Here is a 26,060-nt window from a genome sequence, read left to right as displayed (position 1 = left end):
CTATTGTGGCTTACTATACCATATAACCCGTTATACGGCGGTACGGTCCGCGCTTACTCCTGCGAGCATCCGAATGAACAAACCTTTTTTTATTATCACCATCGATACCGAAGGGGATAATTTATGGCAGAACAGCCAGCAGATCACGACCAAAAATACCCACTATTTGCCACGCTTTCAGGCGTTGTGTGAAAAGTACGGGTTCAAGCCGGTCTATCTGACAAACTATGAAATGGCCTCGGATCCGGCCTATGTTGAGTTTGCCCGTGATGTGATCCGCCGAGGTCAAGGTGAGGTCGGGATGCACCTGCATGCCTGGAACAACCCGCCGTTACAGCCATTGACCCGTGATGATCTGGTACACAAACCGTATTTGATTGAATATCCGCAAGATGTGATGCGCGCTAAGGTCGATGTGATGACCAAGCTCTTGGAAGATAACTTCCAGACCAAGATGCTGAGTCACCGCGCCGGCCGTTGGGCGTTTAATAGCTTCTATGCGCAGTTGCTGGTGGAGTACGGTTATCAAGTGGATTGTTCCGTTACGCCATATGTCGATTGGCGTGGAGCGAAAGGTAATCCGCATGGGCAAGGGGGAACGGATTATCGCCATTTCCCCGCACACGCTTACTTCATGGATTTAACCCAAATTGAACGTGCCGGTGATTCGCGTTTGCTGGAAGTGCCGATGAGCACCTGCCTGAAGCATCCTAGCTGGTATAACGTACTGAAGGGTGGATATGATCGTTTACGTGGTAAACGGCGTGCGCCATCGGTCAGCTGGGTGAGGCCGCGCGGTGGCAATAGCGCCGAGATGCAGCGGGTGGCGAAAAAATACCTTAGCCAAGGCAGTGATTACGTGGAGTTTATGCTGCACTCTTCCGAGTTTATGCCTGGTGGTAGCCCAACGTTCAAAACCAAGCAGGATATCGAGCAGTTGTATCGCGATCTGGAAGAAACCTTTGCTTGGCTTGCACAGCGCACCCAAGGTGCCACGCTGGCGGAATATTACCAATATAAAACTGCCCGTTAACGGGCAGTTTTAGGCATGGTTGCGCTATCTTAATTGTCTGCGGCGAGATAAGTCCGGCCGTTTAGCGGCCGGCTAGGCTGCGCAAGCGTTGTAGCAGAGCCGTGGATAATTCCGCAAAACTACGGCTATGTTGCGCGTGTTGCTGCGCTGCACGGGACATTTCTGCGTAACGTTGCGGATTCTCACATAAGTGCAATACCGCTTGTGCGATTTGCTGCGGAGCCAACATGGTTGGTGCGGTTAAACAATCCAGATCTGGGCGATACACCAACGGTGAAAATGCGGTTGAAGCCCCTGTTAGCGCCGCATACTGTTCGACACTTAATTCTGGGCTGAGGCATAGACCGGTTTGTTGATTGATTACGGCTTCAGGTAATCCATCGACATTACTGGTGATGGTCGGAATGCCATACGCTGCCGCTTCTAGGCTCGTTAGCGATACACTTTCATGCATTGACGGGCACACATACACATTCAGTTGGCGGTAAAAGCTCGCCATATCATCTACATGTCCGAGCAGGGTGACTTGCTCATTGATACCCAGTGCCGTGATGGTCTGCTCCAGATAGTCTCTTTCTGGGCCATCTCCCGCAATATAACAATGACAAGGTCTACCGAGTTTATTCAGCTCTACGACGGTGAACAGTAATAGACCAAGGCATTTGAGCGGAACCATTCGTCCTGCGCTACCAAAGATGAGTGGTTTACCGGACTGCAATGGCTTGATGGGTTGCATAGCGGGGAGTAAACGCGGCGCGTTAAACTCAACGTCAATCGGCACCGATATTTTATGTTTGAGTTCCAACATCCTTTTGGCGGCATGAGAGACGGCAATGCAATGATCAACGTGGGCAAAAAAGCGCTGAGGTAGCGTTGGACGATGTTGATACCATGACATGCCATGCTCATAGTAAACCACGGGGCAGGGCAAATAGCGCTGCACCTGTTTGGCAGATAGATGCCACTCAGTGAACTGATTCCAGACTAAAATCACATCCGGCTGAATATCACGGATCATGCGTAGTCGATTCCACGCACGAAACAGTTTTGGCCGGTTAGGTAATTTTAGAAATGACAGACGCTTGATATCTTGCACCTGCAGCGCCGTTTGGGTAGCTAAGCGTGGCTGTAAGGGCGCCGCAATCGCGGCATGATCCATTAAGACCGAGTGCCGCACCGCGCCTAGGGCGGCAGGCTGTCGGACAAAGTCACAAAACATTGTCTCAACCCCACCGACTTTACGTAGGTCGATCAGGTGCAAGATGTGCAAGGTATCAGAAGACGTGCGGCTCATCGTTGCAGCGTGTCCTGATAAAAGTTAACCATCTCCTGCATCATATAATCGAAGGTCATAAATTGCTGAGCATGCTGCAAAGCATGTTGCTGGAGTTCAGTTTTCAGTGACGGATTTTCTACCAGCCGCTCGATAGCATGTGCTAGCGCATTGGCATCGCGTGGTGGGCAGAGTAGACCAGTTTTTTCATGCTGGATCATTTCTGGCAGCCCGCCGGTGGTGGTGGCAACGATATTCTTTTGCATAAAGAAGGCTTGCGCGACTAAGCGGGTTTGCGCTTCGGTGGCTACCGAGGCAATCACCACGATATCGGCTAACGCTAGGTAGTTTTCAATATCATTGTGATAACCGAGGAAACGAATTTGTTGCCCCAGATAAGGTTGAGCAGCGGCCAGTACTTGCGCTTTAAATTCTGCCGTTTGACCGGTTGCCTCACCCACTTGGATACAGGTCAGGGGGAGCCCTTTATCTAGCAGGGTTTTACAGGCATCAATGTAATAGTTCTGCCCTTTATCCGGGCGGATCATGCCGATGTTAGCAATTATCATATGCTCGGCAGGAATACCCAGTTCGCGGCGCAGAGCTTGGCTATCAAGCGAGGCTGTAAATCGCGCAGGATCTACGCCGGCAGGGGCGACCAGCGTCTTATCGCGATTCGGGATCCCAAGCTCTTCTAGCATATCCTGAATTTTTTTTGCGGTGGTAATGATGCCGTGATTGCCATGCCGCCAAACCAACCCGTGTAATCCGGACGTTTTAATGGGGTCAGTGACATGTCGTGAACGGATCACTTTAATGCCACTTAATGCCTTGACCAACGCACCATAGACACTGTCTCGGCTGCCGTGACAGTCTAAGAGTTGGATCTGATTTTGTTTGAGGAATTGCAGCAGACTTTTTAAGGTACTCGGATGTACCGAACCCCGCACGCGCAATTCAAACACGGGCAAGTTTTTTTCGCGCGCTTTTTTAATGATCGCCGCACCTGGACGGGCAACAATCCATGTCGGATGACCATGCTGGTTCAGCCATTCAGTCTGTTCTACGATCCGTAATTCCTGACCACCCCAATCCATGGAGGTTTCAAAGTGAGCTATTTTCATGTTGATTTCCGATCATGATCGCAAGTGCTAGTGCTGACATATAAGTAACCGCGACTTCTTGGCTGAAGAATAGAACATCGCTAAGACCATAAAGAATGATAGTTAAACTGATTGACAGCAATAAATAGTTTTTTTCTTTCAAACTGAATTTTATTGTAAATAGATAGAATAATATTAATGCTGAAAATCCGGTAATTCCTTGTAGAGATATTGTGTCAATCGTCTCATTGTGCAGGTGAACATCTACGTATCGATAAATCATGGGATTGATGATATTTTCCTTAATTTGTCTATCTATCGATTGATAGCGTTGCTCCGCTGATTGCCCGAGGGGATGAGAGTAGGTTGATTTAGCACCTGCGATCCACATAGTAAAACGGTTGCCAAGGGAACCATTATCTTTTGTTTGGTCGAAGTTTATAATCTCTGTGAACGCTTGTGTTGCTCGTGGCTTAACTATACCGTCATAGTTTATAATGGTAGCTACTGAAATAATGGTTGCAAGCGATAGCAAAACGGTTTTTCTTATTTCATTTTTTAGCTTAAACATGAGCATGAGTAATGCGATAAATGTAAAGGCTAATATTGCAGCGCGTGTTTGTGTTAATAGGATTGAGTAGAGGCAAGCTCCGAATACTAAGGCTAAAAATATAATGTTATTCAGTGAGGGTTTTTCTTTTATACAGCAAAATAGGCTAAGTAATAGAACTGGTGTCAACATATAGGCGGTTGCTGTTGCTCTGTTTGTTGATAATTCAGTGCGTGCTAAGCCAAGAATATGAAACTGATAGGCTGAGTATACAGCGATAGCTAAAGCGACAAATGGCATAACTAGCCGAATGATGTTCGTTAGCTTTTCCTTATGTACACTGTCAGTATTGATTGCAAATGAGACAAGGAATGATGCTATGACAAGTCTTTTTCCTACATCAAAATAAGAGTTGTAAACATTACTGAAGTTGGAACTACTTGGTTCGTAGTACATTGACCAGATTATTTTTGAAAGTCCAAGGAGTAAAATCGATAGAGGTAATGCATTACTGATAATAGTCTGCTTGTTGATATTTGTTAAAAAGTAAATGATAGATAGATATCCTGCAATATAAAAAGTATCACGAGAATATGCTATGTTAAACATCGCTAAGGAAATAGACGCGAAAATAAATAATATTGTCGTATTAGGCAGTAGTTCTTTTTTATTCATGTTACATTCATTACCTTAAGTTTTAGTAGCATTCTTTTCCTACTTAATCTTACTTTGGGATCTAGAACGAAGCTAAGAGTGTTTATAGTGCTAAGTTTTCTTTTTGCATTCTCAGGAATAGGTAGTCTACCTTTGCCTCGAGCAACAAGATCTGATATGCATTTTACCCATAGGGCATTAACGATATTGGCATACTTTAGTTGAGGTGAGAAAATGTTTTCGATTTTTTCTAATGCATCGAATAACATAGCAATTTTTTCACCGCCCTTATCATTAGATATACTGCCAGTTCTTTTCCTATAAAGATAGAGGTGGCTATTGCAAAATAAAATATCGGTTGATTTTGATATGGCGTGGCCAATGGTGATTATATCTTCATAGCAGAGTGTTTCAGGGAAAAAATCATCTGTTAATAGTGAACGTTTAATAAACTTTCCAGCAATGTGTCCTTCTATTTTTTTATGCGACAGAAATAGTTTTGTTGCATTATCTTGACTGATTTTTTCTTGTTGAGTTAAATGTGTTATTGCGTCAACCTGAAAGTTATTATATACCTCGCTAATGGGTGTTATTACCATGTCGTATTTATTTGAGACGAGGGTTTTTGTAATTAATGTTAATGCGTTATTTCGAAATGCATCATCGCTATCTAAAATAGTGATGTAATTGCCTTGGCATTGTTTAAATGCAAAACGTTTTACTTTTCCGACGTTATTATAGTTAACAGAGAAAAATCTTTTTTTAAAGTTATCTGGTTTATAGTTATTGATGATTGATACTGAGTTATCAGACGATGCATCATCAACGATGATTGCTTCAACTGTCGAACTTAATTTGTAGCCATGCAGAGCTTGATCTAAACTTTTTAGAGCTTGCTCAACATACTCTTCAGTGTTATGCACGGCAATAATTACGGATAAAATAATCTGTTCCATGATGCAATTCATCCAATATATATATCGATAATGTTGGATGCATTAATGCTATCCATATCATTATCGTTGGCAACTACTGATTCCTGCCCCTTCCCATACCCACCAATCAATCCCGGATCAGTTGGTCCATACAGCGTGATATTCGGGATATCCAGTGCGGCGGTCAGATGGCTGAGACCGGTATCGACGGAAATCACTTGCTTGGCACCGGCCAGTACGGAGGCAACTTGTGCCAAGGTTAGCTTGGGCAAAACGTCGACGTGGGAAAAGCCTGCGGCCAAGCGTTCTGCTCGTGCTTGTTCGTGCGGCGCTCCCCACGGTAATTTTATACGCAGTGCCGTATTTTTGCCGACCCAATCAATCAATTCGCGCCAGTGTGTCTCCGGCCAGTGCTTATCATCACGGGTGGTAGCATGCAGAAAGACCATATATTGGCCGGCATCGGCCGGTAGCGTGCTGGTGAAGTGACGGGCAATGGCGTAATCGCCCAGCTGTGTCGGCACTGGGTAGTTCAAACTTTGCGCGACCAGTTGCCGAGTGCGTTCGACCGCGTGTTGCTGAGTGGCCACTGGGTGCTTGCAGTCATAAAACAGACTGGCTAATGGCTCACGCGCGCTATGACGGTCAAAGCCATGCTTGGTGCCGTGACTTAAGCGGGTGATTAGCGCCGCGCTTTTCAGTAACCCTTGTGCGTCTATCACCACATCATAGGTTCGCGCTTGCAATTGCTGGCGAAAGGCATGCCATTCTTGACGGGTCTGTGGGCTCAACAAATTTTTGCGCCAGCGGCGGATCGCCACCGGGATGACGCGGTCGACGGCAACATGCCAGCTTGGGATTTGAGCAAAGCCCTCTTCGACGACCCAATCCACCTGCAAATCGGGGATTGCCCGCTTGGCATCGGTGAGCGCCGGTAGCGTGTGGATCACATCGCCCATGGAGGAAGTTTTGACCATTAACACGCGCATGCCGCTTGCTCCTGACTCAGTAACGGCTGCAGCGCATCCAATACCTGTTGTGGCGTAATATCAATCAGACTCTGGTGATAGCCGGCATCGGCATCCCCTTTGCGCACCTTATGGTAACCGCTAATCAGGCGCAGTACCGTTGATTTATCTGACAGCGGCGGCGTGAAGTCTGGGCTGCTCGGGCCGTACAGGGCGACCAGCGGACGACCGAGTGCGGCGGCCACATGCATCAAACCGGAGTCATTACTGACCACCGCTTGGCAATCGGCAATCAGCGCCACGGCTTGCGCCAGTTCGGTCTGACCGGCCAAATTAATGCAGTGCTCCTGCAACTCGGCAGGCAAGCTGGTGATAATCTGCTCACCAGCGTCTTTATCTTTGGCTGAGCCAAACAGACGTACTTGGTAGCCTTGGCGGATCAGCGCCTCGGCCAGTGCTGCATAGTGATAGTGTGGCCAGCGTTTGGCCGGACCAAACTCAGCGCCAGGGCAAAAGCCGATGGCTTGACGCTCATCATTCAGATCAAAGGCCGCACAGGTGTTGGCAATCTCGGTATCTTCAATGACCAGTTTCGGCCACAGCAGTGGCGTGGGCAGCTGTTCGGCGCGGCTAATTTGCCCGTCGTAGGCTAACGCAACGTAGCGCTGAACCATCAAGGGAAAGGCGGCTTTATCCAGCACACGCAGATCATTGAGCAAACCATAGCGCATTTCACCGCGCCAACCGGTACGGGTTGGGATCGAGGCAAAAAATGGGATCAGTGCGGATTTAAACGAATTAGGTAACACAATCGCCTGATCATAGCCCTCCGCTTGTAGCTGCTTACCCAGTGCCCGGCGCTCGGTCAGGGCAAAACGGCCATGACCAATCGGCATTGCAATTGCGCTGTGAACCTCGGGCATCAGCTCGAGCAGCGGGCGGCACCAAGCGGGTGCCATGACATCAATTACACAATCGGGATGCTGCGCTTTCAGCGTACGGTATAAGCTTTGTGACATCATCATGTCACCGACCCACGAAGGGCCTATCACCAGGATTTTCATGTGTCCTCAAAAAATAAAACGAGCAACCGTTGTTACTCGTCAGAAGATGGCGCACGACATTTGCCGTGCGCAGCAGTCGGGCATGGCAGGCCGCAATTAACGCTTATTCAGCCACGCCATATATTCCGCTACCCCTTCGGTCACGGTTTTGAATGGCTTGTTATAGCCAGCCGCGCGTACTTTGGTCAAGTCGGCTTGGGTAAAGGCTTGATAACGGCCCTTTAAATGTTCAGGGAATGGGATGTATTCCACCTGACCTTTTTGATGGTAGGCGGTGACTGCATCGGCAACCGCTTGGAAAGATTCCGCATTGCCGGTACCGCAGTTGAAAATGCCAGACACACCGGCTTCCCAGAACCACAGGTTCATGGCGGCGACATCACCGACATACACGAAGTCACGCTTGAAGTTTTCGCTACCGGCGAACAGCTTAGGATTTTCACCCTTGTTGATCTGAGTGTTGAGGTGGAACGCGACGCTGGCCATGCTGCCTTTGTGGCCTTCACGTGGTCCGTAAACGTTGAAGTAACGGAAACCGGTGATTTGCGACAGTGTTTCGCCATGTTCTTCGGCATCTTGCCACAAACGACGCACATAGTTGTCGAACAGCTGCTTGGAGTAGCCGTAGACGTTCAACGCGCCTTCATAAGGGCGTTCTTCGATAAAGTCGTGGTCACGGCCGCCGTAAGTGGCTGCCGAAGAGGCATACAGGAATGGGATCTGGCGATCCAGACAGTAATGCAGCAGCTCTTTGGAATACTCATAGTTGTTGAGCATGACATATTTGCCGTCCCATTCCGTGGTGGCAGAGCAAGCGCCTTCGTGGAATACCGCATCGATATCGCCGAAGTCATCGCCGGCCATAATCTGGGTAATGAAGTCCTCTTTATCCATATAATCAGCGATATCAAGATCAACCAGATTGACGAATTTAGTGCCGTCTTTCAGGTTATCGACCACCAGAATGTCGCTGCGTCCCATGTCGTTCAACGCTTTAATGATGTTGCTGCCGATCATGCCGGCGCCGCCAGTGACGATAATCATGGATGGAATCCTTCTTGTTTACACTACAGAGTGATTGCCCTTGGATCTGAGTCCGTTATCATAACAAACGGCTCAAGCTGGAGCCTTTGTTGAGGAGCGTTGTGCAGATGAAAACCCGTGATCGTATTATTCAGACCAGTCTGGAGTTGTTCAATCAACGCGGTGAGCGCAACGTAACCACCAACCATATCGCTGCACATCTGGGGATCAGCCCTGGCAACCTGTATTATCATTTTCGCAATAAAGAAGACATTATACACGCCATTTTGTGCGAGTATGCAGACCATTTGGCGCTGGCCTTCCAGCCTAAACAGCAATCTGAGCTCAGTCTGGATGTGCTGATGGGCTATCTGGATGCCATCTTTTACACCATGTGGCGCTACCGTTTCTTCTATGCCAATCTGGCCGACTTGTTAGGGCGCGATGAGCGTCTGCAGCGGCAGTACTTGGCGGCGCAGGCAGATCTTGACCAAAAGCTGATCGCCATCATGCGCAACATGCACGCTAGCGGTTTGCTGGATATGTCGGCGGAAGCGTTGCCAGAGTTCGTGCATACCATGAAGCTGATTGTCACCTGCTGGATCCCCTACCAGAGTACCCAATCCCCGCAAACCTTGATTACCCGTCAGGTGGTGTATCAGGGCGTGCTCAGCATGCTGAATCTGATGCGCCCGATGATGACGCCGGTGGGTAAAGAGCGAATTGAACGCCTCAGTGCCCATTACCGCGAACAGCTCGAGCGCGAGTTGCACGAGTAACGCCGGCGACCACGATTTTTCTCTAGCGAGATCGCTGTTTTTATATACAGTTGTGGCGACTTAGTCAGCGGCGGTCTATACCGGTTGAGTCGGTCACGGTGGCATGCCGTGATCATCTCTAGCCGGTGAGAGGGAAGCATCGTGTCAAATCCATCTATGCAATTACAAGACTTGGCTGCCTGTGAGTTAGCTGGGGTGCGCGTGACAGGGCCGTATGGTCAAGGTTACGAGGCCGCCATGCAGCATTTGATGCAATGGGTGCATCAGCATGGGGTCGCAACGCGCGAAGTGATTTTTATCTATCATGACGATCCGAATACCACCGCACCTGAGCAATGTCGTACCGATTGCTGCATTACGCTGGCCGAGCCAGAGGCGGTCGCGCCCAGTGAGGCGATTAGCCGCATCAGTTTACCGGGCGGGCGTTATGCCACCTTGCGCTGCCAGATTGCCTCGCCAGAGCAGTATGGCGCAGCATGGCAACAGTTGATGCAAGAGCTGGAGCAAGCGGGGTTACAGTGGGATGAGCGCCCATGCTTTGAGCTCTATCATCACAGCGGGCCGCAGGCGGCTAGTTATGATGTGAGCATCTGCATTCCGGTGCGCTAATCTCGGCGCTGTGTCGGTGTGGCTAGCGGTCATTCTTCGCGTTGACCGCGCAGCAGTGGCAAATGGCGATACGGAGGCACCGAGGTTGGTGCTGGCAGCAAGTCCAGCTGCTCAAGTCCGACTACACCGGTCTCGTTACTTGGTGTGAGGTTTGGTTTGTTAGGGGCGGTTGAAGGCTCGGCAGTCGAGTTCGCCTCTGTTGCCGCCGGCGTGCTAGTGCGCGTAGGCTCTATAATCGGCCCCGGTTGGCGCAGACTCGATGATGGGGCGCTGTTATGCTTGCCTGTGCCTGTGCCTGTGCCTGTGCCTGTGCCTGTGCCTGTGCCTGTGCCTGTGCTAGGCGCAGGTTGTTTACCGTCGGCCGGCAGCTCAGCGATCAATGCGCGTAAGCTGATCAATTGCACATCAGCTGGCAAATGGGCGAGGCCCTCTTGCAGCACTTTCAAGGTATTGGGCCGTGGATGGCCGATGGCGACCGCCCAGCCTTTGTGGCGCGCCATGCTCACCGCACGCTGAAACTCGGCCTGTACCTTGGTCAAACTGTTGTTGTCATCCAAAAACACTGTGCGCCGCAGCGTGGGCACCCCAAAACGACGCGCGGTAGACTCAGCCACGGTCGCCGCTGTGGTGCGGCTATCGAGAAACAACAGATGGCGAGCTTTTAGCTCTTGCATCAACAGCTGCATCAAGGCTGGATCGGCGGTAGCGGCACTGCCCATGTGGTTATTCAGCCCACGCGCGTGCGGTACCACCTGTAAGGCTTGTTCTAGGGTGCGACGTACCGCGGCGGCATCCATACCGGTGTGCAGGGCGCCGGCTTCAACACGCGTGCTACCGCGCGGTTGCATCGGCATGTGGATCAGCGCGTCGCGCTGCTGCTTGGCCGCTTGTTCGGCCATGCGGGCGGCATGCGGGGCGACCGGTAAAATGGCCACCGTCACCGGTAACGGCAAACGCATTACCGCCTGATCGGCAGGGCGGTAGCCGACATCATCAATCACAATCGCCAGTTTGCCGGCATGGGCATAGCCAGTCAGTGTGCCGCCAACCAGCAACGTGAGGCTCAAACGAGTGAGGTTTAAGCGTACGAGACGACTCGGTTGCAAGGTCAGCCTGTTGCAAGCGAATAGACAAGGGCGAGCGGATAAACAACGTCTGGCAGCCGAAAGAACGGCAGTGGCAGCCAGTGAAAGACGGGATAACAGCAAGGACGGGCTGGACACGCCGCTTAGCCACCTAGCCATGGGCGCGGGTTGACCGCTTGCCCTTGACGGCGAATTTCAAAGTACAGACCGGCACTACCCTGACCGCCACTGTCACCGACTAAGGCAATCGGCTGACCGGCTTTGACGTTATCGCCCGGCTGGAATAACACGGTTTGGTTATAACCATACAGGCTCATGTCGCCTTTACCGTGCTCGACCACCATCACCAGACCGTAGCCTTGCAGCCAGTCGGCCAAGAGCACTTTGCCGTCGGCAATGGCGCGTACTTCGCTGCCTTCTGGCGCGGCGATCACCATTCCTTTCCAGCGCAGTTCGCCTTCTTGGCTATCGCCGAAACGATGCAGGATACTGCCGCGTACCGGCCAGATATGTTGACCTGCCGGCCGGCCAAGACCGCCGCTTTGTGCCATCAAGGCCCGCTCGCGATCGTTAGGCACATACGGTTTACCGGTACGTTTTTCTTCTGCGGCTTGTTTGCGTGCTAGCTCGCGCGCTTCACGTTCGGCGCGCGCTTTGGCTTCACGCTCAGCGCGCGCGATTTGATCGCGCAGGCGTTGTTCGTTCTGTTTGAGTTGTGCCAGCTTTTGCTGGTTTTGTTGCAGGTCGGCTTCTAAGGCACTCAAGGTTTTCTTCCGCTCGGTGCGCGCTTGCTGCAATTTATCCTGTTGCTGTTTTTGACTTCCCAGCAACGTGGCTTGTTCTTTTTGTTTAGCTTGTAGCTCATCTTTTTGCTGCTGCAACTCGTGCTGATTCACGCTGATCTCGTTCATCACGGCTTGGCGTTCTTCATTGATGGCACGGTAGTAATGCAGCATGCGTTCGGCGCGGGCCGGATCATCCGAGGACAACATGGCCTGCAATTGGCCTTGTTTACCCTGTCGATAGGCGGCATCTAACTGGGCCGCTAAACGCTGTTGATGCTGTTGCTGCTGCTTTTCCAACTCGCTGATCGAGCTAGTCAGGCGTTTGAGATCGCGGGTTAAGCGAGTCAGCCGCTGCTCGGTTTGGCGCAGTGCTTTGCTGGCGGAGCTGATGGACTGATCTTGCTTACGTAGCGCCTGTTGCAGTTGCTGGCGCTGATCTTGTTGCGCGGCCACTTTACTGGCCTGCTGGGCAATTTCTTGTTGCACGCCCTGCAGCGCCGATTGGGGTGCTGCAGGGGCATACGGCGCGCACAGCAGCATACCGGTGCAAAGAGCACCGGTACACCATTGACTGATACGTGAGCCGTATGTATTTAGCATGTGAAAATTATTTCACGATAAACAGCGGCTTGCCAGTCATCTCTGCTGGAATTTCCATGCCCATCAAGGTCAGCATGGTTGGTGCCAGGTCAGACAGCTTGCCACCGGCGACCACTTCAGCCGGTTTGCCAACATAAATCAGTGGCACTGGCAGGTTGGTGTGCGCGGTGAATGGCTGACCAGTAGTCTGGTCTTTCATCAGCTCGGCGTTACCGTGGTCGGCGGTGATCAGCAGCTGACCATCCACTTTACGTACGGCGGCCACCACTTGCTCGATGCAGTGATCCAGCGCTTCAACGGCCTTCACTGCTGCATCGAACACACCGGTGTGGCCGACCATGTCGCCGTTCGGGTAGTTACAGATGATGGTGTCGTACTTACCGCTTTCGATTGCACCGACCAGCTTCTCGGTCAGCTCGGCAGAGCTCATTTCCGGTTGCAGATCATAGGTCGCCACTTGTGGCGATTGGATCAGAATGCGATCTTCGCCTGGGAACGGCTCTTCTACGCCACCGTTGTAGAAGAAGGTGACGTGCGCATATTTCTCGGTTTCCGAGATCCGCAGCTGGGTTTTGTCATGCTTAGACAGCCACTCACCCAGGGTGTTTTCCAGATTCTCTGGCGGATAGGCGCAGGCGGTTTTGATGTCAGCAGCATATTCGGTCAGCATTACGAAGTTGCTGAACTTAACCACTTTCTCACGGGCAAAGCCGGTGAAATCTGCGTTGATGAAGGTACGCGTCAGCTGACGCGCACGGTCGGCACGGAAGTTCATGAAAATCAGTGCGTCGCCATCTTGCATCGCAGCATCAGCTTCGCCTTCAGCGCGGATCACAGTTGGTTTGACGAACTCATCATTTTCTTCGCGCGCATAAGCGGCGTTCAGGCCGTCTAGCACGTTGCTGGCGTGGAATTCCGCTTTGGCTTGGGTCAGCAGATCGTAGGCCAGTTGTACGCGATCCCAACGGTTGTCGCGGTCCATGGCGTAGTAACGGCCAACCATCGAGGCGATGCGGCCTTTACCCAGCTCGGCAAAGTGGTGCGCCACGCGTGCCAGTGAATCTTCGGCGCTGCGTGGTGGGGTGTCACGACCGTCTAAGAAGGCGTGCAGGTAAATCTTGTCGGCGCCACGTTGGGCGGCCAGATCGATCATCGCCAAGATGTGATCTTCATGGCTGTGTACACCACCCGGTGACAGCAGACCCATGATGTGTACGGCTTTACCGGCGGCGACAGCGGTGTCGACAGCGCCAGTCAGCACGGTATTGTGGAAGAAATCACCATCTTTGATCTCTTTATCCAAACGGGTCAGATCCTGATACACGATGCGGCCGGCACCTAAGTTAACGTGGCCGACTTCAGAGTTACCCATCTGACCGTCAGGCAGGCCGACATCCAGGCCGGAGCCGGAAATCAGGCTGTGCGGACACTCGGCCCACAGCTTGTCCATGACCGGGGTGTTAGCATTTAAAATGGCGTTGTCCTGCTTATCTTCGCGGTAGCCATAGCCATCAAGGATGACCAGAACCATCGGTTTCTTCGCGGTAGTCATGTAAGACCTCTCGTCGATAATAAAAGAATAGCTGTGTATTGATAGTGCAGTGTTGAGGAATTTTACTACATTACTGACTCGTGTCAGCTAATGATTGCGCCAGAATGTGTGACTCACAGCACCCTGGTTGCCTGCTTACCTGCAATAATCTCTGATCATAGAGTAACCCATCGCTTGCGTTACTCCACATATTACTGTGATAGGCGGGGCTTAAAGCTGTAATTGGTGTGGCACGCAGGTATACTCAATCACCTTTCTTTCACCGATTTTTTGATGGCGAAATTCTATGCAGCAACAAGTGATGCTTTTTATTCAAAGTCACACCATTTTGAGCATGGCGTGGATTGCCCTGTTTGTAGCCGTGATCGTAATGACCTTCAAGAGCCGTTTTTCTGCGGTGAAGAGCATTGATAACGGCGAGGCGACCCGTCTGATCAATCAGGCCAACGGTGTGCTGGTGGATATCCGTTCGCCGGATGAGTTCCGCAAAGGCCATATCGTAGACAGCCTGAATCTGCTGCCATCCGCGATTAAAGCCAACAATCTGGGCGAGCTGGAAAAGCACAAAACCCAGCCTGTGGTGGTAGTGTGCGCAACCGGTATGACCGCGCGTACTGTGGCAGAAGATCTGAGCAAGCAAGGCTTTGCCCAAGTACACGTACTGCGTGAAGGCATTGCGGGCTGGAGCGGCGCGCATCTGCCATTGGTGCAGGGCAAATAATTCGGTCTTGGTGCGCTGGTACTCGGCGGGATAAGCCCGTTGTGGCAACGGCACCAAGATGTGGGACAACAGTGAATCCGGTGGGGTGTGTGATGGCCCAAATTGAAATTTACACCAAAGCGACCTGTCCTTTTTGTATCCGCGCCAAGGCGCTGCTGACCCGCAAGGGCGCAGCCTTTGACGAGATAGCTATCGATAACGATGCACAGGCGCGCGCAGTGATGATTGAACGCAGTGGCCGTACGACGGTTCCACAGATTTTTATCGACGGCCAACATGTCGGTGGGTGTGATGACCTGCACGCACTGGACGCTGCCGGTAAACTGGATCCGCTGCTGGCCCGCTAACGCGACTTTGGCGCACTGCGCACGGATTGGTGTCACTAATCTGAGTCACTGCGCTCTGCGTAATTTAAGTTGTGTCATTGATGAGTGGCTAGCCACTGACGCATTCGCATGGCAACGCTCGGGTATCCTGAGGGTTGCCTTTTCAGGAAGAATATTCCGTTTTCAAGGAACCAGAAACCAAAAGGTAAGAGTCATGTCTGAACAAAATCCAAACGAAACCCTGTTCCAAATCCAGCGCATTTACACTAAAGATGTGTCTTTCGAAGCGCCGAACTCACCAGTGATTTTCCAAAAAGAGTGGCAGCCAGAAGTGAAACTGGATCTGGACACTGCGTCAACTGATCTGGGTGACAACGCTTTTGAAGTGGTTCTGCGTCTGACCGTGACCGCCAACGTAGGCGATCAAGTGGCGTTCCTGTGTGAAGTGCAGCAGGCGGGTATTTTCTCCGTGGCTGGTCTTGATGGTGCGCAAATGGCACACTGTCTGGGTGCATACTGCCCGAACATTCTGTTCCCGTATGCCCGTGAGTGTGTAACCAGCCTGGTTGCCCGCGGTACATTCCCGCAGCTGAATCTGGCTCCGGTAAACTTTGATGCGCTGTTCATGAACTACCTGCAAGAGCAGGCGCAGCAAGACCAGAGCGTAGCGGCTGAATAATTCAGACCAAGAGTAAAGACAATGAAACCAGATGTAGCCATGACAGTGATCGGTGCCGGCTCTTACGGGACGGCTTTAGCCCTGACGCTCGCGCGTAATCAGCACCCCGTGGTGTTGTGGGGCCATGATCCGCAGCATATGGCACGTCTGGCGGCGGAGCGGGAAAATGCGGCCTTTTTGCCGGGGATCCCGTTTCCGCCGGATCTGCACATTGAAGCAGATCTGGCCAAAGCCGTGACCGCCAGCCGCGATATTTTGGTGGTGGTACCGAGTCATGTTTTTGGCGAGGTGTTGCAACAACTGCGTCCGTATTTACGCCCAGACAGCCGTCTGGTGTGGGCGACCAAAGGCTTAGAAGCTGAGACTGGTCGTCTGTTGCAGGATGTGGCGCGTGAAGTCTTGGGTGACGCTATTCCGCTGGCGGTACTGTCCGGCCCCACCTTTGCCAAAGAGATGGCGGTGGGCATGCCGACGGCGATTTCGGTGTCGGCCTCCGACCCGCAATTTTCCGCTGATTTGCAGCAACTGTTTCACTGCGGCAAGAGTTTTCGGGTTTATAACAGCCCGGATTTCATCGGCGTCCAACTGGGCGGCGCGGTGAAAAACGTGATTGCCATTGGCGCGGGGATGTCGGATGGCATGGGCTTCGGGGCCAATGCGCGCACCGCCCTGATCACCCGTGGTCTGGCGGAGATGACCCGTTTGGGCGTGGCGCTGGGCGCCGAAGCGGCCACCTTTATGGGGATGGCCGGTTTGGGCGATCTGGTGCTGACCTGTACCGATAACCAATCGCGTAACCGCCGGTTCGGCATGATGCTCGGTCAAGGGCATGATGTGACGCAGGCGCAGGCCAGTATCGGTCAGGTGGTGGAAGGCTATCGCAATACCAAAGAGGTGTACGTGCTGGCCCAGCGTCTGGGGGTGGAAATGCCGATCACCGAGCAGATTTATCAGGTGCTGTATTGCGGCAAAGATGCCCGTGAAGCGGCTGTGGCTCTGCTGGCGCGCGCCAGTAAGAGCGAATAAAGGTTAATGACATCATCTATTGGAGTCGGTTTGCATGTCTGAACCGGAACTGGAGTTGGTGTGGCAAGAAATCCAACAAGAGGCGCGTCGTCTGGTTGACGGCGAGCCGATGCTGGCCAGTTTTTTCCATGCCACCATCTTAAAGCACCGCCACCTTGGCAGTGCGCTCAGCTATATTCTGGCCAACAAGTTAGCCACCGCCACCGTACCGGCGATTTCGGTGCGTGAAATTGTTGAAGAAGCCCACGAAAGCGATCCGCAGCTGATTGTTAGCGCGGCGCTGGATATCAAGGCAGTACGTGATCGTGACCCCGCAGTCGGTAGCTGTACCACGCCATTACTGTACCTCAAAGGGGTGCATGCGCTGCAAGGCTATCGAGTGGCCAACTGGTTGTGGCGTCAGGGGCGCACGTCACTGGCGGTGTATCTGCAAAACCAGATTTCGGTCGCCTTTGCGGTGGATATCCATCCGGCGGCGCGCATCGGCCACGGCATCATGCTCGACCACGCCACCGGCATTGTGATCGGGGAAACCGCGGTGGTGGAAAATGATGTGTCGATTTTGCAGAACGTTACCCTCGGCGGTACCGGTAAAGAGTCTGGCGATCGCCATCCGAAGATCCGCGAAGGGGTGATGATTGGCGCCGGCGCGAAAGTGCTGGGCAATATTGAAGTGGGCTGCGGCGCTAAAATTGGTGCCGGTTCAGTGGTCTTGCAACCGGTACCGCCGCATACCACGGTGGCTGGGGTGCCGGCGCGGGTGGTGGGGCGTCCGTGTTGTGACAAACCATCGCTTGAGATGGATCAGGACTTCAGTGGCTTGATTCAGCAGTTTGCCCACGGTGATGGGATCTGAGCTGCGCGTCTCTCATCACAAACCACGAATGACTCATCGCGAACGACTACATCACGATCACGCACCGCCAAAATGCGGCGCTGAATGAGCTTCAGTCGCACCTTTGGATAACGCCCTGTCGCCGGTTGGCCGCAGGGCGTTGTTGTTTATCGCTTGGCGCCGGGATAACCAAGCTGCCGCCACGACTCGAACACCACCACCGCAACGGTGTTGGACAGGTTCATGCTGCGACTTTCTGGACACATCGGTAAGCGGATCTTCTGCTCGGGCGGCATCGCATCGAGGATTTCCGGCGGTAGACCGCGCGTTTCGGGGCCGAACAGCAGATAGTCACCGGCTTGGTACTGGATGTCGCTGTGCGCAGGGGTACCTTTGGTGGTCAGGGCAAACAGACGCGTCGGTTGTTCGCTGGCCAAAAAGGCAGCGTAGTCATGGTGACGCTGGATTTCGGTGAACTCGTGATAATCCAGACCGGCGCGGCGCAGGCGCTTGTCATCCCACACAAAACCGAGCGGTTCAATCAGATGCAGGCGATAGCCGGTGTTGGCACACAGGCGGATGATGTTGCCGGTATTAGGCGGAATTTCCGGCTGGTACAGAACAATATTCAGCATGATAGTGGTATGTCAGCGTGGGCGCGAAGGCCGGCGGATAAACGAATGAGCAGCAGGATACCCGATTGCAGTGATGGGGTACAACCGGCGGCGTGGTGAAGCTACGTTGTGGTGGAAATAAGCGCTGACTGGCGGTATCGGTCAGCGCTTTGGCGTGTGAGGGCCGCGTGATGTTCGTTTGGCCGTTTAGGCAAGCAGCGGTAAGCGCAGGATCAGCCGCAGTCCGCCCAGTGGGCTGGTGGCCGCTTCGATATGGCCTTGATGCTGGCGCAGGGCATTATCGACTATCGCCAAGCCAAGCCCGGTACCGCCGGAGGTGCGCGCCCGCGCTTCATCGGTGCGATAAAACGGGCGGAAAATTTTCTCGCGCTCGCTTTCCGGTACGCCTGGGCCATCGTCATCCAGTGTGATACAGAGCTCATGGCCGCCGTCGGGCAAGGCGGTACGGCAGAAGCTGACATGGATGTCATGGTGCGCATAGCGCAGGGCATTACGAATGACGTTTTCCAGCGCACTTTCCAGCAATGCACGATTGCCAGACAGCAGCCAAGGGCCTGGGGCGGCGCTGATGGTCAGCTGTTTACCGCTTTGTTCGGCTTCGAAGATGGCATCGTCTAACACCGGCAGCCACAGCTCATCGGCAGGCACGGTTTCACGCTCCAAATGGCTATTGAGCTGCAAGCGCGATAAGGCCAACAGCTCGCCAATCATGGCATCGAGGCGCTGAGCTTCGGTTTCGATACGCGCCAGTTCATGACTTTCCCCTTGGCGGCGGCGCACCAGTGCGGTGGCCAATTGCAGGCGCGTCAGTGGCGTGCGCAGCTCATGGGAGATATCCGACAGCAAACGTTGCTGATTACCCACCATCTGCTCCAAGGCCGAAATCATCTGGTTAAAGCTGCGGCCGGTAGCACGAAACTCTTTGGCACCGAGCTCAAGTTGCGGGTCGGGGGTTAGCTCACCACGCGCCACTTTGTTGGCCGCTTGCTGTAAACGCCGTGCTGGCCGAGCCAGACTCCAAGCGAGCCAGAGTAAAAATGGTGTACTGATCAGCATGGTCACCCCGAGCAACGTCAGCGGGTGATCGAGCAGGTAATTGAGAAAACCGGCCTTGCTACTGGCTGGGTGAGACAAAAATAGCCGGAACGGCTCACCGTGGACTTGGATCAGAAACGGGCCAATCACCATCCGTTGGTTATACAGTTTCTTACGCGGCGCTTGCAGCTCTTCGGACAGGGCGATGAAGTTATTCATCTCACGCACGCCCATGTGGTTGGTGTTGAGCAGCAGCCCATCGGCCCGTTGTAGAGTGATGCGCAGTCGGCTGTGATCGCTGTTGCGCAGCGCTTGGCGAATCTGCTGATCTTGGCTGTCGCTCGGCAGTGCTTGCAGGCGCTCGGCAATTTGGGTCACAAAGCGCTGGTAGTTCAGCTGCTCGCGCTCTGACAGTGCCGAGGCGTTACGGCTGTCCCAACGTGGCAACATCAGCACCACCAACAGCACCAGCGCCAGCGTAAACCAGAAGATGGCGAAGATACGTGCGGTCAGGCTGTTACACAGCCCGAATGTGGAGGCGCACAGGCGACGCGTATTCATGAGGCGGCCACCAGCAGATAACCGCGCCCGCGCAGGGTCTTAAACCACGGCAGACCGTCTTGGCGGTCGGGCAGTTTTTTGCGCAGATTAGACATGTGCATGTCGATCGAGCGGTCAAACGGTGACAGGCGTTTGCCGAGAATATCGAGGCTCAGGCTCTCGCGCGACAAGATCTCGCCCGGATGCTGCACCAGTTGTTGCAGCAGGCTAAATTCGGTGCCGGTTAGCTCCAATAAGGTGCCCGCAAAGCGCGCTTCTTGCCGCCCAGGATAGAGCTCCAGTTGGTCAAAGTGGAGGGTATCGCTGGTCTTTTCTTCGACCGGACGGCTGGTACGGCGCAAGATAGCGCGAATGCGCGCTACCAGTTCGCGATCGTTAAACGGCTTGGGCAGATAGTCATCGGCGCCAAGCTCGAGGCCCAGCACGCGATCCAGCTCGCTGCCGCGCGCGGTCAGCATCAACACCGGAGTATTGTGCTCTAGGCGTAAGGCTTTTAGGGTTTCCAGCCCATTGCGTTTGGGCATCATCACATCCAGCAAAATCATATCGATAGAGGCATCGAGCATCGCCAGAGCCTGATCGCCATCATGGGCGACCGTGACGCTAAAGCCTTCCATATCCAGCAATTCGGACAACAGATCGGTGAGCTCCAGATCGTCATCTACCAACAGTAATCGGGTCATGGGAACAGTCTCCATCAGTTATGCTTTATAAGGTAAGGGATCCCACGCAGCAGGGCTATTAGCCTTTACACAGCTTTACATCTACTGACAGCACTTTGCAGGAGACGGCGTACACTTAAATCCATAGACACATTGCACCAGAGAGTAACGCGCTTGGCGCTGCACTCGACATATATCGCACTGTTTTTTTGAGGAGATAACCATGCGTGTACTGAACAAAGTGATGATCGCATCTGTTGTGGCTCTGACTTCCACCATGGCATTTGCACAAGGTGGTCAAAATGACACCATGATGATGGGCAAAGGTATGATGGACGGCGGCATGATGCAAAAGCATCACAACGGTCAAGGCCGCGGCATGCGTTGTGCCGGTTTCGCCACCAAAGGTCTGAACCTGACCGAAGCGCAACAAAAACAGTTTACCGAGCTGTGCACTCAGCTGGATCGCCAGCCAATGATGGACGCGCAAATGCGTACCCAGATGCACGCTATCATGACCGCGCCAAAATTTGATGAAGCTGCGGCGCGCACCATGTTTGAAAAAATGAATACTCAGCGTATCGAGCAGCAAGTACAGCGTGCCAAGGTGCACAACCAAATGTACAACCTGCTGACACCAGAGCAGAAAGCCAAAGTTGACCAGCGTTTTGCGGCGCGTCAGCCGGTAGCGACACCAGCTCCAGCGGCGGCTCCGGCGACTCCCGCCAGCAACTGATTTTATAACAACAAAATAGCCTGTCTCACCCCGGTCTGCATTGCTGTGCAGGCCGGGGTTTTTCATTGTGCGACGCAGAGCGGCGTTGAAACCGGTATACTGAGCAGTGCCAATCGTCCATACAAATGAAGGCGGAGTACATTCAAATGAACAAGGAATACGGGCACTGGGTCAAACTGGCGGCGTTGTGTTCAACGTCGGTGGCGACCCTGTTGCTACTGGTCAAAATCGTGGCCTGGTGGAAGACCGGCGCTGTCAGTCTGTTGGCTTCGGTGGTGGATTCGCTGCTGGATATTGCTGCTTCATTGACTAACTTGCTGGTGATCCGCTACTCACTGCAACCGGCGGATGAAGAGCACCGTTTCGGTCACGGCAAAGCCGAGTCATTAGCTGCGTTGGCTCAGAGCATGTTTATCTCCGGCTCGGCTTTTTTCCTGTTGCTGCAAGGTGGCGAGCGTTTGATTAACCCGCAGCCGATGACCGATCCAGGATTAGGAATGGGCGTCACCGTGTTTGCGCTGCTGGTGACTTTGGCGCTGCTGGCGTTCCAACGTCAGGTGGTGCGCCGTACCGGCAGTCAGGCCATCAAAGCCGATATGCTGCACTACCAAAGTGACTTGTTGATGAACGGGGCGATTTTGCTGGCTATCGGCCTGAGCTGGTGGGGCATCGGTATGGCGGATGCGCTGTTTGCCGTCGGTATTGGTTGCTACATCCTGATCAGTGCGGTGGTGATGGGCTACCATGCGGTGCAATCGTTGCTGGATCAGGCACTGCCGGAAGAAGAGCGCGCCCAGATTTTAGAGCGTGTGCGCTCAACGCCGGGCGTGCGTGGCGTGCATCAACTGCGTACCCGCCGCGCGGGGCCTACCCGCTTTATCCAGCTGCATCTAGAATTAGACGATAACCTGCCGTTGGTCGACGCTCATCGGATTGCCGATGGGGTAGAGCACGATCTGATGGCGTTGTTCCCGGGGGCGGATGTGATCATTCACCAAGATCCGGTATCGGCGGTGCCATTGGAAATGAAAAACAGTGCTGTGAGCCAAATCTCGTAAACTTTTATCACAATCCTTCATGCTGAAAGGAGTAAGCCGATCGATTTTGCCCTTGCAGTGGGTGTGATGAGTTACTGTGATGCGTATCAATTTAGTTTTTTTTCAAAATTGTAATACTCATCACGTACTTATTTTTTCCTGTCATCTTATGTCCGCATAACTTGGGGTAAGATGCCGGAGTTTAGCTGCAATGGCATTCGGATCAGAACATTGGGGGATGTGGATCCGGGTGGGCAGTCTGAGCAGTAACTAACTTCCGAAAGTCAGAGGGTTGTCATGATTAAAAAGATTGGCGTATTGACCAGTGGTGGTGACGCACCGGGAATGAACGCTGCCATTCGCGGTGTGGTTCGGGCAGCATTGAGTGAAGGGCTGGAAGTTTACGGTGTGATGGATGGTTATCTGGGTCTGCACCAGAACCGTATCCGTAAACTGGATCGTCAGAGCGTGTCCGATGTCATCAACCGTGGTGGTACTTTCCTCGGTTCAGCGCGTTTCCCAGAATTTCGTGATGAAAAAGTGCGGGAACAGGCGGTGGCCAATCTGCGCAGTCATGACATCGATGCTCTGGTAGTAATCGGCGGTGACGGCTCCTACATGGGGGCTAAGAAGCTGACGGAAATGGGTTTCCCATGCATCGGTCTGCCGGGCACGATTGATAACGATGTGGCCGGTACTGACTACACCATCGGTTATTTCACCGCACTGGAAACTGTGCTGGAAGCGATTGACCGTCTGCGTGATACCTCATCTTCGCACCAGCGTATCTCTATCGTAGAAGTGATGGGCCGCCACTGTGGTGACCTGACACTGGCCGCGGCGATTGCCGGTGGCTGTGAGTTTATCGTGCTGCCGGAAGTGGAATTCAACCGCCAAGAGCTGGTGGAAGAGATCATGGCCGGGATCAGCAAAGGTAAAAAACACGCGATCGTGGCGATCACCGAGCACATCTGTGATGTGAACGAGCTGGCCAAGTTCATCGAGAAAGAAACCGGCCGTGAAACCCGCGCCACCATTTTGGGCCACATCCAGCGTGGCGGTGCGCCAGTGGCGTATGACCGTATTCTGGCTTCCCGTATGGGCGCTTACGCAGTTGAGCTGCTGCTGGAAGGTTACGGTGGCCGCTGTGTCGGTATTCAGAACGAGAAGATGGTGCATCATGACATCATCGATGCTATCGAGAACATGAAGCGTCCATTCAAAGCCGATTGGCTGGCGACAGCGAAAAAACTGTTCTGATACGCAACCCGTACTCTGAGGCGTATCGCCCATAGCTTATCGGTATGGCGAAGCGCATCTTAAAAAGCGGTCACTACGGTGGCCGTTTTTTTTATGGCCGGAATTCTGTGGCCAGCGCACGGCAAAGTGGAGGGAGGCAGTGGATAGGCAAGTGGAGCGAGTAGTGTGGAAAAAGCGTGTTGTGCCGATACTGAGCCGGTATGGATATAAAAAATCCCGGCCTCGAGAGCCGGGATTTTTGAATGCTGCGAGGAGCTCGCTGGCGTCGCCGTATCAATGTGACATCAATGAATGCGACGCGGAAAATTAGGCTTTGGCTTGCGCTGCCGCTTTAACGATCACCGCAAAGGCGTCCGCTTTCAGGGAAGCACCACCAACCAGCGCGCCATCGATGTCTGGCTGGGTGAACAGCTCAGCGGCGTTAGCAGCGTTTACGGAGCCGCCGTACTGGATGATCACTTGCTCAGCAACGTTGGCGTCATGCTTAGCCACGTGGCCACGGATGAATGCGTGCACGGCTTGCGCTTGTGCTGGAGTGGCAGACTTGCCAGTACCGATCGCCCATACTGGCTCGTAGGCAATCACTGCGCCCATGAACGCTTCGGCGCCCAGAGTGTTCAGTACGGCGTCCAGCTGCTTAGCGCACACCGCTTCAGTTTGGCCAGCTTCGTTTTCGGCTTCGGTTTCACCGATGCACAGTACTGGGATCAGACCGGCAGCTTTCAGTACGCCAAATTTTTGCGCAATGAACGCATCGCTTTCTTTGTGATAAGTACGACGCTCGGAGTGACCGATGATGATGTATTCAGCACCGAACTCTTTCAGCATGTCAGCAGAGATGTCGCCGGTGAACGCGCCAGACAGGTTTACGTCAACGTTCTGGCTACCCAGAGCAATGGCAGAGCCTTGCAGCGCAGTTTGCGCTTCGGCCAGATACATCACTGGTGGCGCAATCGCCACGCCACAACCGTCCACACCGTTCAATTCGGTTTTCAGGCCAGCAATCAGCTCTTGTACCATGGCTTTGTTGCCGTTCAGCTTCCAGTTACCCATAACTAATGGACGACGCATGCTTTACTCTCCAGTCAATATAGAGCGATCTGAATAGCCGCACTGGGCTACCGCCGCTGATCTGTTAAACATATCCGAAAAAATATAACAGTTATCTGAATCGATTTATCAGAGAATCATCATAGATTTGTGCTTCCATCGGCATTTTTTGTTGCCTATTTACGAAAGCCAGTAACTCAGCACCATACGCAATCGAGCATCAGGCTTTTGCTGCGTACCACTCTGGCTGGCCGGCGGTGATCCTGACTGCAAGTATGTGTAATAGTTGGGTGAGAGTGGGACAAAGCCACGGCACACTGTCGATTTTTTAACCCGAGTAGGCTAACGTTGAAACAGAGGATTGAAAAGGCCTAAGGAGAGGGCATGCGTCTGTTTAAAGCCGAAATCTGGAATTTGGAGCTACTGGCCGAGGCGTTTGAGCGTTATCGAGTGCTGTTTGGCGGGAAGCCGGATCTGAAGCGTTCGCAGGTCTTTTTGAAAAATCGCATCCGCTTTGATGAGAGCATCATTTTTGTCGCAGTCCAAGAGGAGTCGCAGCTGCTGGGTTTTGTGCAGTTGTATCCGCTGCTTTCTTCCATTGATGTGCAGCGCACGTGGCTGGTCAATGATTTGTACGTGGATGATGCGTTTCGCGAACAAGGGGTCGGACGGGCGCTGATGGAAAAAGCGCGCGAGTTTGCCGAATACACTAACGCTGGCGCGTTGGTGTTGGACACCGAGTTTGCCAATCATCCAGCACGGCAACTGTATCAGTCTTTGGGTTACCAACCTCTGGATAATCGCCTGCTGTATGCGTTGACCTTGTAGCTTCGCGTGAGCTATCAGCGGCGTGGATGTGGCACGTGGTAGGCGCTAAAGTTGTGTGCTTTCGCACGCCTTGCACTTTTACTGCTGGGAAGTTCCGTTGGAAGCAGGATAATGTGCGGCCTGATAGAGTGACTGGATACAAAGGTGAGTTATGCCGATAAGCACGTGGTTGTTTTCATTTCAGGGACGACTGGATCGTCGAGGATTCTGGCTGGGTATTGCAGTCTGTCTGCTGCTACTGATGCTGGGCACGGCGCTGTTATCGGCTTATCCGTTGCTGCGTGATGCGTGGGTATTGGTGTTGTTGTGGCCGCTGCTGGCGGTGATCAGCAAACGCCTGCACGACCGTGGCAAACCGGCGGGCTTTTCGGCTCTGCTGCTGATCCCTATTTTGTTTCCCGGTTTAGCGCCGCATGTGACCGATCCGTTTTGGCAATGGGCGATTGCACGCTTTATGCCGCTGTTTGTGCTGGTGGTGTTGGTGCTCGATTGCGGGGTGTTTCGCGGCCAGGCGGAAGCCAATCGTTTTGGTGACCTGCCAACCGCGATCCGTTGGCGTGGATAAACACGGCGACAGCGCAAACTGACAACAGAAAACAACATCAGAAAACATAAAAAAGTGGCCCACCGTGGCCACTTTTTTTGATCCGGCATGC

General features: G+C 53.0%; 27 protein-coding genes. 13 read left to right on the top strand and 14 right to left on the bottom strand.

From position 1 onward, the window contains the following. The first annotated feature begins 73 nt into the window (after nt 1–73). Entirely contained in the window at nt 74–1,033 is a 960-nt protein-coding gene (locus NCTC9997_RS14140; RefSeq protein WP_064978293.1) for a polysaccharide deacetylase family protein, read from the top strand. Between the two features lie 61 nt (nt 1,034–1,094). Here NCTC9997_RS14140 and NCTC9997_RS14135 read toward each other — a convergent pair whose 3' ends face one another. The 7 genes from NCTC9997_RS14135 to rfaD form a co-directional block, all read right to left on the bottom strand. Further along, a complete protein-coding gene (locus NCTC9997_RS14135; protein WP_064978292.1) occupies nt 1,095–2,327 on the bottom strand; it encodes a glycosyltransferase in 1,233 nt (410 codons plus the stop codon). After that, the gene (locus tag NCTC9997_RS14130) at nt 2,324–3,430 is read right to left on the bottom strand and encodes a glycosyltransferase family 4 protein (RefSeq protein WP_010864906.1); all 1,107 of its coding nucleotides are present in this window, start codon (nt 3,428–3,430) and stop codon (nt 2,324–2,326) included. The genes NCTC9997_RS14135 and NCTC9997_RS14130 overlap by 4 nt, the downstream gene beginning before the upstream one ends. Continuing rightward, on the bottom strand, nt 3,411–4,634 hold the full coding sequence (locus NCTC9997_RS14125; RefSeq protein ID WP_064978291.1) for an O-antigen ligase family protein: 1,224 nt from the start codon (nt 4,632–4,634) through the stop codon (nt 3,411–3,413). The genes NCTC9997_RS14130 and NCTC9997_RS14125 overlap by 20 nt, the downstream gene beginning before the upstream one ends. After that, entirely contained in the window at nt 4,631–5,569 is a 939-nt protein-coding gene (locus NCTC9997_RS14120; RefSeq protein WP_167550144.1) for a glycosyltransferase family 2 protein, read from the bottom strand. The genes NCTC9997_RS14125 and NCTC9997_RS14120 overlap by 4 nt, the downstream gene beginning before the upstream one ends. An 8-nt stretch (nt 5,570–5,577) precedes the next feature. Next, nucleotides 5,578–6,537 (bottom strand): lipopolysaccharide heptosyltransferase RfaC, encoded by a 960-nt coding sequence (rfaC, locus tag NCTC9997_RS14115; protein ID WP_064978290.1) that lies wholly within the window; start codon nt 6,535–6,537, stop codon nt 5,578–5,580. Beyond that, nucleotides 6,525–7,580, bottom strand: coding sequence for an ADP-heptose--LPS heptosyltransferase RfaF (rfaF, locus tag NCTC9997_RS14110; protein ID WP_064978289.1), 1,056 nt, complete (start codon nt 7,578–7,580; stop codon nt 6,525–6,527). The genes rfaC and rfaF overlap by 13 nt, the downstream gene beginning before the upstream one ends. Before the next feature lie 96 nt (nt 7,581–7,676). Further along, nucleotides 7,677–8,624, bottom strand: a complete 948-nt coding sequence (gene rfaD / locus NCTC9997_RS14105; protein WP_010864901.1) for an ADP-glyceromanno-heptose 6-epimerase — start codon at nt 8,622–8,624, stop codon at nt 7,677–7,679. Between the two features lie 107 nt (nt 8,625–8,731). On the opposite strand from rfaD, the gene NCTC9997_RS14100 reads away from it, so the two are divergent. Both NCTC9997_RS14100 and NCTC9997_RS14095 read left to right on the top strand, forming a co-directional pair. Next, complete coding sequence (locus NCTC9997_RS14100; RefSeq protein ID WP_010864900.1) at nt 8,732–9,382, top strand: TetR/AcrR family transcriptional regulator; 651 nt, start codon at nt 8,732–8,734, stop codon at nt 9,380–9,382. A 141-nt stretch (nt 9,383–9,523) separates the two neighbouring features. Further along, entirely contained in the window at nt 9,524–9,991 is a 468-nt protein-coding gene (locus NCTC9997_RS14095) for an AraC family transcriptional regulator (protein ID WP_152135658.1), read from the top strand. 29 nt (nt 9,992–10,020) lie between these two features. Here the strand turns inward: NCTC9997_RS14095 and NCTC9997_RS14090 are convergent, their stop codons facing one another. The 3 genes from NCTC9997_RS14090 to gpmM form a co-directional block, all read right to left on the bottom strand. Then, nucleotides 10,021–11,097 (bottom strand): divergent polysaccharide deacetylase family protein, encoded by a 1,077-nt coding sequence (locus NCTC9997_RS14090; protein ID WP_167550143.1) that lies wholly within the window; start codon nt 11,095–11,097, stop codon nt 10,021–10,023. A 122-nt stretch (nt 11,098–11,219) separates the two neighbouring features. After that, entirely contained in the window at nt 11,220–12,461 is a 1,242-nt protein-coding gene (gene envC / locus NCTC9997_RS14085; RefSeq protein ID WP_064978287.1) for a murein hydrolase activator EnvC, read from the bottom strand. Nucleotides 12,462–12,468: 7 nt separating this feature from the next. Then, the gene (gene gpmM / locus NCTC9997_RS14080) at nt 12,469–14,013 is read right to left on the bottom strand and encodes a 2,3-bisphosphoglycerate-independent phosphoglycerate mutase (protein WP_039046068.1); all 1,545 of its coding nucleotides are present in this window, start codon (nt 14,011–14,013) and stop codon (nt 12,469–12,471) included. A 286-nt stretch (nt 14,014–14,299) separates the two neighbouring features. Here gpmM and NCTC9997_RS14075 point away from each other — a divergent pair, with 286 nt between their 5' ends. The 5 genes from NCTC9997_RS14075 (at nt 14,300) to cysE (ending at nt 17,621) form a co-directional block, all read left to right on the top strand. Next, nucleotides 14,300–14,734 carry a rhodanese-like domain-containing protein gene (locus NCTC9997_RS14075; RefSeq protein ID WP_010864894.1) on the top strand — a complete coding sequence of 145 codons (435 nt, stop codon included), beginning with the start codon at nt 14,300–14,302 and terminating at the stop codon, nt 14,732–14,734. A 92-nt stretch (nt 14,735–14,826) separates the two neighbouring features. After that, nucleotides 14,827–15,081, top strand: a complete 255-nt coding sequence (gene grxC, locus NCTC9997_RS14070) for a glutaredoxin 3 (RefSeq protein WP_039046067.1) — start codon at nt 14,827–14,829, stop codon at nt 15,079–15,081. 193 nt (nt 15,082–15,274) lie between these two features. Next, complete coding sequence (gene secB / locus NCTC9997_RS14065; RefSeq protein ID WP_010864892.1) at nt 15,275–15,739, top strand: protein-export chaperone SecB; 465 nt, start codon at nt 15,275–15,277, stop codon at nt 15,737–15,739. 21 nt (nt 15,740–15,760) lie between these two features. Beyond that, the gene (gpsA, locus tag NCTC9997_RS14060; protein ID WP_039046066.1) at nt 15,761–16,765 is read left to right on the top strand and encodes an NAD(P)H-dependent glycerol-3-phosphate dehydrogenase; all 1,005 of its coding nucleotides are present in this window, start codon (nt 15,761–15,763) and stop codon (nt 16,763–16,765) included. A 34-nt stretch (nt 16,766–16,799) separates the two neighbouring features. Continuing rightward, entirely contained in the window at nt 16,800–17,621 is an 822-nt protein-coding gene (cysE, locus tag NCTC9997_RS14055) for a serine O-acetyltransferase (protein ID WP_064978286.1), read from the top strand. A 146-nt stretch (nt 17,622–17,767) separates the two neighbouring features. Here the strand turns inward: cysE and trmL are convergent, their stop codons facing one another. The 3 genes from trmL to cpxR all read right to left on the bottom strand — a co-directional run bounded on the left by trmL (nt 17,768) and on the right by cpxR (nt 20,514). Then, the gene (gene trmL / locus NCTC9997_RS14050; RefSeq protein ID WP_010864889.1) at nt 17,768–18,235 is read right to left on the bottom strand and encodes a tRNA (uridine(34)/cytosine(34)/5-carboxymethylaminomethyluridine(34)-2'-O)-methyltransferase TrmL; all 468 of its coding nucleotides are present in this window, start codon (nt 18,233–18,235) and stop codon (nt 17,768–17,770) included. Between the two features lie 186 nt (nt 18,236–18,421). Continuing rightward, entirely contained in the window at nt 18,422–19,795 is a 1,374-nt protein-coding gene (cpxA, locus tag NCTC9997_RS14045) for an envelope stress sensor histidine kinase CpxA (protein ID WP_064978525.1), read from the bottom strand. 32 nt (nt 19,796–19,827) lie between these two features. Continuing rightward, entirely contained in the window at nt 19,828–20,514 is a 687-nt protein-coding gene (cpxR, locus tag NCTC9997_RS14040; RefSeq protein ID WP_010864887.1) for an envelope stress response regulator transcription factor CpxR, read from the bottom strand. 202 nt (nt 20,515–20,716) lie between these two features. Between cpxR and NCTC9997_RS14035 the strand changes: the two genes are divergently transcribed. The 3 genes from NCTC9997_RS14035 (at nt 20,717) to pfkA (ending at nt 23,526) form a co-directional block, all read left to right on the top strand. After that, on the top strand, nt 20,717–21,229 hold the full coding sequence (locus NCTC9997_RS14035) for a Spy/CpxP family protein refolding chaperone (RefSeq protein WP_010864886.1): 513 nt from the start codon (nt 20,717–20,719) through the stop codon (nt 21,227–21,229). A 146-nt stretch (nt 21,230–21,375) separates the two neighbouring features. Beyond that, nucleotides 21,376–22,287, top strand: a complete 912-nt coding sequence (gene fieF / locus NCTC9997_RS14030) for a CDF family cation-efflux transporter FieF (protein WP_010864885.1) — start codon at nt 21,376–21,378, stop codon at nt 22,285–22,287. A gap of 276 nt (nt 22,288–22,563) precedes the next feature. After that, complete coding sequence (gene pfkA, locus NCTC9997_RS14025) at nt 22,564–23,526, top strand: 6-phosphofructokinase (RefSeq protein WP_010864884.1); 963 nt, start codon at nt 22,564–22,566, stop codon at nt 23,524–23,526. A 306-nt stretch (nt 23,527–23,832) separates the two neighbouring features. On the opposite strand, the gene tpiA is transcribed toward pfkA, so the two are convergent. Further along, nucleotides 23,833–24,597, bottom strand: coding sequence for a triose-phosphate isomerase (tpiA, locus tag NCTC9997_RS14020; RefSeq protein ID WP_064978285.1), 765 nt, complete (start codon nt 24,595–24,597; stop codon nt 23,833–23,835). A gap of 363 nt (nt 24,598–24,960) precedes the next feature. Here tpiA and NCTC9997_RS14015 point away from each other — a divergent pair, with 363 nt between their 5' ends. Together NCTC9997_RS14015 and NCTC9997_RS14010 are read left to right on the top strand one after the other, a co-directional pair. After that, a complete protein-coding gene (locus tag NCTC9997_RS14015) occupies nt 24,961–25,404 on the top strand; it encodes a GNAT family N-acetyltransferase (protein WP_010864882.1) in 444 nt (147 codons plus the stop codon). A gap of 151 nt (nt 25,405–25,555) precedes the next feature. Next, the gene (locus NCTC9997_RS14010) at nt 25,556–25,969 is read left to right on the top strand and encodes a DUF805 domain-containing protein (protein WP_064978284.1); all 414 of its coding nucleotides are present in this window, start codon (nt 25,556–25,558) and stop codon (nt 25,967–25,969) included. Nucleotides 25,970–26,060: the final 91 nt, after the last annotated feature.

The sequence above is a fragment of the Plesiomonas shigelloides genome (assembly GCF_900087055.1).
GTDB lineage: Bacteria > Pseudomonadota > Gammaproteobacteria > Enterobacterales > CAMTGL01 > Plesiomonas > Plesiomonas shigelloides.
Note: the sequence above shows the minus strand (reverse complement) of the source record. Positions and strands in the feature narration are given on the sequence as shown.